Origin of the sequence: Paenibacillus sp. JNUCC-31, assembly GCF_014844075.1 — a bacterium.
Taxonomy (GTDB): Bacteria; Bacillota; Bacilli; order Paenibacillales; family Paenibacillaceae; genus Paenibacillus.
The window spans coordinates 7,129,120-7,141,394 of record NZ_CP062165.1; the positions used below are offsets into that span (position 1 = coordinate 7,129,120).

Genomic DNA, 12,275 nt, shown 5'->3' on the forward strand with positions numbered 1-12,275 from the left:
TATGACAACTTTGCAGGAAAACCAACCCGCCAAAAGCGGCTTCCGTTTAACAAATCTGACACAGAAATTGGGTCCGTTATTAGGGCTGATCATACTGATTATTATCGTATCCGTATTAAATCCAAGCTTTTTAGAACCGCTTAACATTTTAAATCTATTACGACAGGTTTCGATTAACGCACTGATAGCGTTTGGCATGACGTTTGTTATTCTAACTGGCGGGATTGACTTGTCGGTAGGCTCCATTCTGGCTTTATCGAGCGCCTTTGTAGCCAATATGATGTTGTCCGGCCTGGATCCCATTCTCTCAATCATTATTGGGGTCGCGCTCGGCGGTGTTATGGGTATGGTAAATGGACTGATGATTACGAAAGGCAAGATGGCTCCATTTATAGCAACATTGGCGACGATGACAGTATTCCGGGGATTGACACTCGTGTATACGAATGGTAACCCAATTACGGGATTGGGTGACAGCTTGATGTTCCAGCTGTTTGGACGCGGTTATATGCTTGGCATTCCAGTGCCGGCCATCACCATGTTAATTACTTTTGTAATTCTCTGGACAATCTTGCACAAAACAGCCTTCGGTCGCAAAACGTATGCGCTTGGTGGCAACGAGAAAGCTTCCATCATCTCAGGTATTAAAGTGCATCGCGTGAAAATCATGATTTACTCACTGGTAGGTATGCTATCAGCACTGGCAGGCGCGATTCTGACCTCCCGTCTGAATTCTGCGCAGCCTACGGCAGGTACTTCATATGAACTGGACGCCATTGCTGCTGTTGTTCTGGGTGGAACAAGTCTGTCGGGCGGCAGAGGACGGATTGTCGGTACACTAATCGGGGTCCTGATTATCGGCGTGTTGAACAATGGCTTGAACCTGCTCGGAGTGAACTCATTTTATCAAATGGTTGTGAAAGGCGTCGTTATTGCCATCGCTGTCCTGCTGGACCGCAAGAAAACGGCTTAAGGAGAGAAGCGAACATGAAAAAACTAACCATATTGCTTGTAAGCGTAATGATGATCGTTCTGGCGGGATGCTCCCTGGAGCCTCCGGGCTGGGCCAAGCCCGATTCTGCCGGAAGCAATGGACAGAAAAAAATCGGCCTGTCGGTTTCTACGTTGAATAATCCCTTCTTTGTATCCCTCAAAGACGGGGTAGTTGCAGAAGCCAAAAAACAAGGAATTCAGGTCATCGTAGTTGATGCGCAAAATGATTCGGCCAAACAAACCAATGATGTGGACGACCTGATTCAACAGGGCGTGGATGCTCTTCTGATTAACCCAGCGGATTCCGCGGCAATCTCCACGGCCGTTCAGTCTGCCAATAGTGTGGGCATTCCTGTGGTTACACTGGACCGTTCGGCGGACAAAGGGGAAGTGGCAGCGTTGGTTGCATCCGATAACATCAAGGGTGGACAGATGGCAGCAGAATATTTCGTAGAACACCTTGGCGAGGGAGCAAAAGTGATTGAACTTGAAGGTGTACCTGGAGCTTCCGCAACAAGAGAGCGGGGGAAAGGTTTCCATGAAGTCGCCGACCAAAAACTCGATGTGGTTGCCAAACAGTCTGCCGATTTCGATCGCTCCAAAGGTTTGAATGTGATGGAAAACCTGCTGCAGGGCAATCCAGACGTACAGGCGGTATTTGCCCATAACGACGAGATGGCACTAGGCGCAATCGAAGCGATCCAAAGCTCGGGCAAGGACATTCCCGTGATCGGATTTGACGGCAACGATGATGCGATCAAATCCATTCAGGAAGGAAAGTTGACGGCCACCGTGGCACAGCAGCCGGTACTGATTGGCCAGCTGGCAGTGCAAGCCGCTCTGGATGTGCTTGGCGGCAAGCAGGTAGAAAAATCAATTCCGGCTGAATTGAAGCTGGTAACCAAGGAAAACGCCAATAACTAAATATTCTTGTACATCCCGCTCTGGACCAAGCACCAGAGCGGGATTTTTCGCTTTGTATTCAACCATTTCGGAGACGACCCAGTTACGGACTTACAACTTTACAATGTGGACTTCCAGACATAATATGTAAGAGAACGAATGAGCGGAATAAAATCACAGATAAGAAGAGAGGTCTGTAATACATGGATAACGTATCTACTGAAGTTAAAATGGAATCATTCCAAGCCTTTCAATCGGTAATCCGTAAATCGGAAAATGCCCTGGCTAATATGGCTCAGAAAGGAAGTAACACCACCTTATTAGATAAACGCCTCAAAGCGTTGTACATCGGTTTGGCGATGCTGGAAGCGGCTTGGAATCTGAAACCTCATCATTACAGTGAGGCAGATTTAACGGAAGCTCGCCATGTTTTGACTGGTTTATTCCCATTACTTGAGAAGATGGAGGGTAAGTCAAAAATGGGTAGCCCTCAAAAAACGCTTATCGAACGAAGAATTAAAGCATTTGAACTTGCTGTTCAGGCTATGGATGAGCTTGTGAAAAATTCAAATTAACCATCTCTATAATTAGAGATGGTTAATTTATTCTCATAATAGGCCTCATACATAGTTACTTAATCATCTGAATAAACGGTTGCATTGAAACTCTCAGGACCTAAACGAACGTTACTCACACTATAATTTGGATTATAGGAGAATATGGCGTACGCTGAGTAGACAATCTGTCCATTACCTGGTGGTGGCACATTGAAATCCGAACCGGTAAAGCTTAATACGCAAGGACTGAAAAACGGGTTGGCCAACACAATTGTACCCGTCGCATAAACAAGCTGTTGCGAACCACCCAATCCCCGGTACACTACGATCACCAGATCCCCGTTAACAGGCAACTGACTTGCTGTTAATTCGACTATCCCTGAAAAAAGAGTCCTGATCCCCGTGCCCGGGTTGCTGACTTGCAGTCCAACTTGGGCAAACAATAGCGGAACGCCATTCGTGAAACTGGGCGTTAACACTTGCTGCCCGTTGGAGCCTTGGGAAGTTCGTGCATCTAACGTTTTAACCATGGGATATGCCTCCTTCCGTCCTTTTCATAAAAATAAGTTAGTCGTCGCTGTATGCAACCGCATTGAAGCATTCCGGGCCAACACGGCTGGCTTGTTCTGATGGGGATGCCGGAACAAATGTCACAAAACACGAATAGATAAGCTGCCCGGTAGGCGGAGGAGGCACATTGAAATCAGAGCCCTCGAAGCTTGCCAGTATGCTTCCCACAGAAGGATATACGGGTTGGGAAACGACATAAATTGGTGTGCCTGTATAGGTCGAGCCTCTGAAAATTTCGAACCGAATGGAAGAAGGTTGAGAAGACAAATTAGAACCCGAAATTCGATAAGTTCCATTGAACTGAGTACGAATAACTAAACCTGGATTGACAATGTTCAGTCCAAGAATCCCCACCAAGGTAGGGGTGTTTGGCGCAAGAGGGATATTAAGCGGAGTAGTACCGTTAGAACCGAGAGAAGTACGAGCGTCAAGCGTACGAACCATAGCAATTCCTCCAATCTATTATTTGGTACATCTTATGTAGATAGTTTCAAAGAGTTGTCAGCTAAATGGCAAGCATTTTCTATATTTTTGAAAACCAACCTTATTGCCGCTGGGACAAGGCGTGTTTCCCAATCGTGCACTTAAATGTATAATGATTATTCGAGGTGATGAGGATGGCAAGATCAAAAGAATTTGAAGTAAATGAAGTATTAGATAAAGCAATACATCTGTTCTGGACACAAGGATATGAGAAAACTTCAATGCAAGACCTCGTTGAATATATGGGCATTCACCGAAGAAGCATCTATGATACGTTTGGGGATAAGCATGCTCTATTTATGAAAGCACTTGAACGATATGAAACAAAGCAATTGAACAAAATGAGCTTTTTGGTTCATACACAAAAGCCGGTCAAAGAGATCATTCGGGCTTTGTTTGAGTCTACAGTAAGAAATGAAGGAGAGCCTTTAGGGTGTTTTCTTGTAAATTCAGGTGTGGAACTGGGTGTACTCAATCCTGAAGTTGCATCCTTAGTGAATGAAAGTTATTTACGAACCGAGGAATTCTTGACCAACCTTCTTTTGGCAGGTCAACAAACGGGTGAAATCAAGGCAGATTTCGATCCAGTAGTTACTTCTCATTATTTAATGAATGCATGGACCGGACTACGGACATTGGTTAAGACTACATCGGATCAGCAAAAATTAAACAATATTATTCATGTAACACTATCCATTTTAGATTAACGCGCAATTACGGCATGACGGACAAAGGGAGTCTCATCAATCGTGGACTGTTTGTTATAGTGATACAGAATCAATCCAATGTATTTCACTGCTCGATAAAACGTGGGAATGATGTCTGTTCACATAAATTAAATACCGTGAATGAAAGTAATTCATAAATGACATCATAGTGAAGTAGTATACACTCTAATTTTGCCAGAGGAGGAGATCTTTTATGGCTCGCCAGAAGAAAAGGCAGGAAGCTGCCTGGAAGTCACGAAAGCAAGAACAGCATCCTCATGGTAAAATCAAATCGCTTAAAGAATTATCAAGCGAATATGAAGAGAAACATACTACGTTTTAAGCGAAAGACTGCCGGGTAAATTTCCGGCAGTCTTTCGCATGAATGTCACTGACAAAAACATTGTTTATTGAAAGCCGCTAAATAGCGGTTTTTTTTCTATTTACATAAGTACGATAACTTTTTTTCGTCCATATATTTGCAAAACTTGATACATATGCTATGTTTACAATGAAAGCGCAACCATGAATGGACAGATCGAACAATTCTTTCTCATATTTCACTTGGAGAGGAAAATGAAAATGGAAAATTTGTTCAAAAAGGCAAGCGCAATGATGATGGGATTCATTCTGCTGCTCGGATTGATGACAACGCCCGTTCAAGCAGTAACCCCGCTTTTTACGATTGAAAGCGAAAACGCTTTACTTTCCTCCGATCTTCAAGTAGTGACTGAAATTTACGGTCAGCCCAAGCCCGGATTCTCCGGGAGTGGATTTGTGTGGATGCAAAATTCCGGAACAATCACCTACACAGTGACTGTCCCGGAAACCGGCATGTATGCAATCTCAACCCGTTATATGCAGGAGCTAAGTCCTGACGGCAGACTTCAATATTTATCCGTTAATGGTGTGACCAAAGGTTCCTATATGCTGCCTTACACGACCACATGGAATGATTTTAATTTTGGCTTTCATAAGCTGAATCAAGGAAGCAATACGATTGAGCTGAAGGCAGGCTGGGGATTTGCTTATTTTGACACCTTCACTGTGGATCATGCAGTTCTAGATCCCTTGGATGTACAACCGGTGCTCACCGATTCTGGGGCCACACCTGAGACTCAACTGCTGATGAATTATTTAACAGAGGTTTACGGTAACCACATTATCTCCGGTCAGCAGGAAATTTATGGAGGCGGGAATGACGGCAATACAGAGTTGGAGTTTGATTGGATTTATAATTTAACCGGAAAGTATCCTGCGATCCGCGGCTTTGATTTTATGAACTATAATCCGCTCTACGGATGGGAAGACGGCACAACGGATCGGATGATCGATTGGGTGAATAACCGGGACGGCATTGCTACAGCTTCATGGCACATCAATGTGCCTCGAAATTTTACCACCTATCAGCTTGGAGAACATGTGGATTGGAAGGAGGCCACCTACAAGCCAACAGAAACTAATTTTAATACAGCCAACGCCGTGATTCCTGGTACGAAAGAATATCAATACGTCATGATGACTATCGAAGATCTAGCGGAACAATTGCTGATTCTGCAAGATAACAATGTGCCGGTTATTTTCCGTCCTTATCATGAGGCGGAGGGCAATGGCGGTTTGAATGGGGAAGGTGCGTGGTTCTGGTGGGCTTCAGCAGGTGCGGACGTATACAAGCAGCTTTGGGATATGCTCTATACCGAACTTACAGAGACATACGGTTTGCATAACTTGATCTGGACATACAACAGCTATGTGTATAACACTTCTCCTGCATGGTATCCTGGCGATGATCAGGTAGACATTGTTGGCTATGATAAATACAATACGATCTACAATCGCAATGACGGTTTGTCTGGCGTACCTAATGAGGATGCCATTACTTCGATTTTCTATCAGTTGGTTGACTTAACGAACGGTACGAAAATGGTGGCCATGACGGAGAACGATACGATCCCAAGCGTTCAGAATCTGACAGAAGAAAAATCAGGATGGCTCTATTTCTGCCCATGGTATGGCGAACATCTTATGAGTTCCGCATTTAATTATCCGGCCACTCTTACAACACTTTATCAAAGTGATTATGTTATCACACTGGATGAGCTGCCCAATTTAAAGGGTAACCACCCTAATACAAGCGCATCCATCACACCTGCAACCGTTGAATTTGACAAATATGCACCCAATCAAAGTGACAAAACCATTTCCCTGAATCTAAACGGAAAAACATTAAACGCTCTCCGGGTAGGGACCCATACATTAACCGCGTCTCAAGATTATATTTTAAACGGAAGTATGCTGCTGCTGAAAAAAGAATTTTTGGCCGGGCTGCCGGCTGGTGATCATTTGATTGTCTTTGATATGAATCAGGGTCAAGATCCTGCATTAAAAGTTAAAATCGTCGATTCAACACCAAGTGCTTCGATTTCGCCCGTGAATGCGACATTTGATAAAGCCGTGAATCTAGGGAAGGATATTTCCGTGTCTCTTACCTTAAACGGGAAACAGCTTACCAGCGTAACGAATGGAAATTATACGCTTGAATCCAGTCAGGATTATGTGGCATCCAACACTAGTGTCGTTCTGGGTAAATCCTATCTTTCCACGCTTCCGCCGGGCCAGAATGCGATAACCTTTCATTTTAACGGTGGAAATAATGCTGTTCTTACTGTAAATGTTATAGACAGCAGTGTTCCTATGCCCTCGGATGGCTTGGCAATTCAGGCTTTTAACGGAAATACAAGTGCGTCCACCAACGGTATCTCACCTAAATTCAAAGTAGTGAACAACGGTAATTCGGCGATTCAATTGAGTGATGTGAAAATAAGGTATTACTATACGATTGATGGGGAAGAGGCACAGAGCTTCTGGTCTGACTGGGCCAGCATCGGAAGTGCAAATGTAACCGGCACATTCGTTAAATTGGCAACGCCAGTTACCGGAGCGGATTATGCTTTGGAAGTTGGATTTTCGAGTTCGGCTGGAACGCTTAGTCCTGGACAGAGCGCAGAAATTCAAACCCGATTCTCCAAAAATAACTGGTCCAATTACAACCAGGCTAACGATTACTCGTTTAAGGCATCCGCCAGTCAGTTTGCAAACAATGAACAAGTCACCGGGTATATGAACGGCCAGCTTGCATGGGGGATTGAACCGTAAGAAGAGGGGAATAGCGGGTTGGGCTGGGGAATTTACTCTGTCCCGACCCCTTTACTGTGGGGGGTGAACGTTTGGAGACAACTATAGGGTTCCATTGAGTCGCTATTTTAGCGGCTTTCGTATTATTAGGTCAGCCAGAAATTTTCTGGTTGGCCTATTTTTATGGGTGTTTTACGATGGTGGTAGCCGGGAGAACGAGGGCGGCTTAGGGACAAAGAACCCGTACAAAAAACTGTTCTCTCACTACCTTCCAACGACCATGTTTGAGCTGGTTGAGGCTATGACCTCGTATCACAAGCGAAGCTATGGGTTTGGAAACCAGGTGGGAATGCCGGTAAATCGAATTAGGGAGGTTTTTATGCAACCCGTTGTTGGAATTGATGTGGCGAAAGGATGTAGTGTTATTCAGGCCTTCAAAAAGCGTAACGAACCATATGGAAGGATGGAGACCCTTCACCATAGTGAGGAAGGTTTCGAGCGGCTAGGGGAAGTGCTCAGCATACTGAGAGAGACAAGTGGTGTGGAGCCTGTCGTTGTCTTCGAGGCAACCGGACATTATCATCGAGGTTTGGCAGGATATCTGAAACGTAGCGGATGGATTCACTACATCATCAATCCTTTGCAAGCGAAACGATCCAAAGGCACACAACTTCGAAAAGTGAAAACCGATGCAGCAGATGCCTGGCATTTGGCCGAGATGTATTACCGTGGGGATGTTAAAGCGCATCGCGAGTGGAAGAGTCCTACAGTGAGCTTCAGCACTTGACTAGGCAGCATGAGTTTGTGACCGCTATGTATGTGCAGGCGAAGCTAAACAGCAGAGCATTGCTTGAGCAGGTGTTTCCTGATTTCATCGGAGTCTTTGCAACTTGTGCGACAACGTCCCTAAAGTGCTGCAAAGATGCTTGGAGAATAAGACTGAGAATGTGAACGTCTAATTCAGGAATGTGTGGGTAGATCTCATTCGAAGCGATGGATTGCAGAAAAAACGGAACGATTGAGGGAACTTATGGAAGGCTGGAACAGACAAAGAAGAAGCCAATCTCAAACCGTAGCACTGGCCAGCATGGTCGTGTTGCTGCTGGAGTTTGACAAGCAGTTAAGCCATTTGGAACAGCAGATGGAAGCACTGGCGATGGAACTGCCCGAAGTAGGTTTGGTTAAAAGCATACCAGGCATAGGAGGCAAACTAGCCGCTGCCATCGTGGCGGAACTCGGGAATGCAAGTCAATTCCAGGATGCGAAGCAGCTCGTCGCGTATGCAGGGTTGGATCCAGGGATTTACAGCTCAGGGAAGTTTACAGCGACAAGCAGCCGGATTACGAAGCGCGGCTCCAAGAGGCTTCGACGAGCGTTATATCTGGCCGTACAGTGCGGAATTCGAAAAGCAGACAACCGAAGGTTAAAAGAGTATTACGACAAGAAAAGAAAAGAGGGCAAGCCTTACAAGGTGGTCGTGATCGCTTGCGCCAACAAGCTTCTCCATCACGTATACGCCATCTTGAAAAAGGGCGAGCCCTATACACATTAATACCCATAATTATCCAAATAACCTCCACGCCAATGGAGGTTATTTGGGGTACAGAGAAAATTATATCAGTTTCTTGTAGTCCAGCCAAGACAACAAGGCTTGACAAACATTAGCTGGTTTTTTTTGTTATGATGGGTAGGATGCTAAAAGCTCAGAAGGAGATTGATTATTAACAATGTATTTCAAAAAATGTTTAAGTGCTATGCTTATTATTCTAGCGACTATCTTGTTTACGGGATGTTCACTCGAAACGGCTTCATTAAATGACTCATCTCAAGCTAGTTCACCTCTAACGCAATTTGATGAAGTAGCTGCGTATATTTCGGAGCATCATGAACTGCCAGAAAATTATATAACCAAAAGAGAGGCCAGGGAACTAGGCTGGGAGCCGAGCAAAGGAAATTTGGAGAACGTGGCCCCAGGCCAAAGTATAGGCGGTGATGTATTTCAAAATCGAGAAGGGTTGTTACCCAAGAAAAAGGGAAGGACTTGGTACGAAGCAGACATTAATTATTCAGGAGGAACGCGAGGAAGCGATCGGATCCTATACTCCAATGATGGCTTGATCTATAAAACAACCGATCATTACCGTACGTTTGAACAAATGGAATAGTGAAGGGGAGATATTATGAAAACCATTGTCATCCAAGGAAAGGACATTCATGGCCAAGAAGAGTTACATGACGTTCTTCAGGCAAGACTTGAGTTAGGGCCCTCCTACGGCCGGAATTTGGATGCATTATGGGATTGCTTGACTGGCTTCGTCTCCATGCCACTTACCATTCAATGGATTGATTTTGATACAAGCAGGAAGTACCTTGGAGAATACGCGGATCTTTTATTAGACTTAATGCAAGAAGCGGAAGAAGAGTTGGAAGAGTTTACATTTGATTTAATCATATAATGGCCATATGGTGGACAAGAAAATGAAGTAGTTTCCTTCTTGGACACCCGGTCCATTCAGCTAACGGTATATGACAGAAAATAAGAACCAGCAGCCAGTAAGTGGCTGCTGGTTCTTATTGTGATATCCAAACAAAATCAAATCATAATAATACGCTACATCAAGACTTGGAATGTTCATTTTCTTTGGCATTGAGCGTAGCAATCAGCTTCTCACCTTCGACATCAAGGTTCGGCAGAATGCGGTCCAGCCATTTCGGAAGTGCCCAGGATTTGTCACCGAAAAGAGCCATAATGGCAGGAACCAATCCCATCCGAATGATGAAAGCATCGATCAGAATTCCTACAGCTAATGTGAAACCAATCTGTTTAATCATGACGTCATCCGTAAATATAAATCCTGCAAATACAGAGACCATGATCACCGCAGCGGCTACAACGACACGACTTACCTGGTTGTACCCATGAACAACGGATTCTATCCCCCTGTGGCCATGAACGTAGGATTCCCGCATAGAACTAACAAGGAACACCTGATAGTCCATCGCCAGCCCATACAAGATGCCGGTCACGATGATTGGCATAAAGCTTAGCAGTGGACCACCGGTATCGAAGCCAAAGAGAGAATGCAGCCAGCCCCACTGAAATACAGCTGTAGTGATCCCGAATGTAGCCAGAATGCTGAGCAGGAAACCGATCGTTGCTTTAATTGGAACGATGATTGAACGAAATACAAGCAGTAGAATGATAAGCGACAGCAGGATAATAATTCCTACATAGATAGGGAATACCTGTGCCAATTTGGATGACATATCAATGTTAACGGCAGTGAGTCCAGTAACACCAAGCTTAACATCATTCGTCTGTGCGATGTTCGATTCGGTAGATCGTAAATCGTTCACCAGATCTTTCGTGATTTTATCGTTAGGACCTGTTTTCGGAATGAGACTAAAAATAGCCAGATCCTCTGTCATGCCCAGCGGGGTAACCTGTGCAACATTATTTTGGCTTTGGAGCTCCTTCATGAGATTGCCTAAGAGTTCCGGAGTAATCTGAGCAGAAGAATTATTAGGTTCTGCGACCAGAATAAGCGGGCCGTTAAACCCATCTCCGAAGCCTTCGGAGATGGCATCATAACTTTGTCTTGCGGTTGTATCCAGGTTCGCTGAGGATGCTCCCGGGATGCCCATTTCCATTTTGGTTATAGGCGTTGCTGCTACACCAAGAACGACGATGATGGCGATAATTGTGATCCAACGATATTGGATAACGAATTTTACCCATCTGTCAGCAATCCCGTGGCCACCCTCTTTAGAATCTTTCGTGCTTTTCTCGCGGGCTTTGGGCGAACAAATGCGTTCACCTACCAATCCAAGCAGAGCTGGCAACAGGGTTAGAGCAACAAACACGTTGATGAGAACGGTAGCAGCAGCGACCAAAGCCATCGTGGATAAGAACGTGAGTCCGATGACAAGCATACCGCAAAGCGCAATAATAACGGTCAAGCCGGCAAAAAATACAGCGCTGCCGGATGTGCCAATCGCTCTTGCCGCAGCCTCTTGTGCGCTCAAGCGTTGATCAATAATCATTCGACGTTGGCGATTGACAATGAATAGAGCGTAATCGATCCCCACAGCCAATCCAACCATCAGAGCCAAGACGGAAGTAACACTGGGCATTTCTATAAATTTGGAGATGGAGAAGGCCCCACCTACTCCGATGCCAACACCGAGAAGCGCAGTGACAAGGGGAAGACCTGCTGCAACGACGGAGCCGAGTGTTATCAGCAAAACAATTACAGCAATGATTAGTCCAACAATCTCTGCCGAACCAACACCGATGGATACCGTTTTGAGAGTTTCGCCAGGGAGCACGGTAATGTTGGTTCCATTCTCAACGGTCATGACGGAATGAATAACGGAATCAAATACATCTTGCGTAATTGCAGATTGCTCGATGGTAAACTGAAATTGAAACAGTGCAATTTTGCCGTCAGAAGAAATTAGGACACCAGGAACAGGCACACCCTCCACAATCAGAGGCCCATAGGGAGGAGGAGAGGATGTTGCTGTTTGCTGCATCTGGGCAGCTTGAGCCATGTCAGCGGCAGCACCCGAACTGCTTGCCTCAGCTGCATAATCGGCAGGGTTTATCACATCGTTCAACCCGTATACTTCACTAACACCCTTCATAATTGCAGCCAAGCGTTCAGGGGTATCCAAACGCTCGTGATCAGGGGCTTTGAATACTACACTTCCTTGACCACCAGAGGCCGCAGGAAGTTCTTTTGCTAACTGGTCCAGAACCTTTTGCGACTCAGTACCTTCAATCTTCATTTCGGAACTGATGTGAATCCCATTAATGCTGATCATCGAAATGACGATCCCCAAAATTAAAATCCAGCCAATGATGAAATACGCGGGTTTGCGAAAAGCAGTCTTTCCCAGTTTGTATAATAATGTAGACATTTCT

At 45.1% G+C, this 12,275-nt stretch carries 11 protein-coding genes and 1 pseudogene; 9 read left to right on the plus strand and 3 right to left on the minus strand.

Annotated elements, in window-relative coordinates:
- Window position 1 precedes the first annotated feature (1 nt).
- The 3 genes from JNUCC31_RS31235 to JNUCC31_RS31245 all read left to right on the plus strand — a co-directional run bounded on the left by JNUCC31_RS31235 (window position 2) and on the right by JNUCC31_RS31245 (window position 2,471).
- A complete protein-coding gene (locus tag JNUCC31_RS31235; protein WP_192267165.1) occupies window positions 2–973 on the plus strand; it encodes an ABC transporter permease subunit in 972 nt (323 codons plus the stop codon).
- Between the two features lie 14 nt (window positions 974–987).
- Complete coding sequence (rbsB, locus tag JNUCC31_RS31240; protein ID WP_192267166.1) at window positions 988–1,917, plus strand: ribose ABC transporter substrate-binding protein RbsB; 930 nt, start codon at window positions 988–990, stop codon at window positions 1,915–1,917.
- Window positions 1,918–2,099: 182 nt separating this feature from the next.
- Window positions 2,100–2,471 (plus strand): hypothetical protein, encoded by a 372-nt coding sequence (locus JNUCC31_RS31245; protein WP_192267167.1) that lies wholly within the window; start codon window positions 2,100–2,102, stop codon window positions 2,469–2,471.
- A gap of 59 nt (window positions 2,472–2,530) precedes the next feature.
- Here the strand turns inward: JNUCC31_RS31245 and JNUCC31_RS31250 are convergent, their stop codons facing one another.
- A complete protein-coding gene (locus JNUCC31_RS31250; protein ID WP_192267168.1) occupies window positions 2,531–2,983 on the minus strand; it encodes a hypothetical protein in 453 nt (150 codons plus the stop codon).
- A gap of 37 nt (window positions 2,984–3,020) precedes the next feature.
- Window positions 3,021–3,467 (minus strand): hypothetical protein, encoded by a 447-nt coding sequence (locus JNUCC31_RS31255; RefSeq protein WP_192267169.1) that lies wholly within the window; start codon window positions 3,465–3,467, stop codon window positions 3,021–3,023.
- Between the two features lie 173 nt (window positions 3,468–3,640).
- Between JNUCC31_RS31255 and JNUCC31_RS31260 the strand changes: the two genes are divergently transcribed.
- From JNUCC31_RS31260 to JNUCC31_RS31280, 6 genes and pseudogenes are all read left to right on the plus strand, one after another.
- The gene (locus tag JNUCC31_RS31260; protein ID WP_192267170.1) at window positions 3,641–4,213 is read left to right on the plus strand and encodes a TetR/AcrR family transcriptional regulator; all 573 of its coding nucleotides are present in this window, start codon (window positions 3,641–3,643) and stop codon (window positions 4,211–4,213) included.
- Window positions 4,214–4,427: 214 nt separating this feature from the next.
- Entirely contained in the window at window positions 4,428–4,556 is a 129-nt protein-coding gene (locus JNUCC31_RS33650; protein WP_228469339.1) for a DUF6254 family protein, read from the plus strand.
- A gap of 239 nt (window positions 4,557–4,795) precedes the next feature.
- Window positions 4,796–7,369 (plus strand): glycosyl hydrolase, encoded by a 2,574-nt coding sequence (locus JNUCC31_RS31265; RefSeq protein WP_192273499.1) that lies wholly within the window; start codon window positions 4,796–4,798, stop codon window positions 7,367–7,369.
- Between the two features lie 358 nt (window positions 7,370–7,727).
- A pseudogene (locus JNUCC31_RS34230) lies at window positions 7,728–8,900 on the plus strand (IS110 family RNA-guided transposase).
- 175 nt (window positions 8,901–9,075) lie between these two features.
- The gene (locus JNUCC31_RS31275) at window positions 9,076–9,513 is read left to right on the plus strand and encodes a ribonuclease (RefSeq protein ID WP_192267171.1); all 438 of its coding nucleotides are present in this window, start codon (window positions 9,076–9,078) and stop codon (window positions 9,511–9,513) included.
- A 15-nt stretch (window positions 9,514–9,528) separates the two neighbouring features.
- Entirely contained in the window at window positions 9,529–9,804 is a 276-nt protein-coding gene (locus JNUCC31_RS31280; protein ID WP_192267172.1) for a barstar family protein, read from the plus strand.
- Between the two features lie 160 nt (window positions 9,805–9,964).
- Here JNUCC31_RS31280 and JNUCC31_RS31285 read toward each other — a convergent pair whose 3' ends face one another.
- Window positions 9,965–12,271: an MMPL family transporter gene (locus JNUCC31_RS31285; protein WP_192267173.1), complete on the minus strand. Its 2,307-nt coding sequence runs from the start codon at window positions 12,269–12,271 to the stop codon at window positions 9,965–9,967.
- Between the last annotated feature and the right edge of the window lie 4 nt (window positions 12,272–12,275).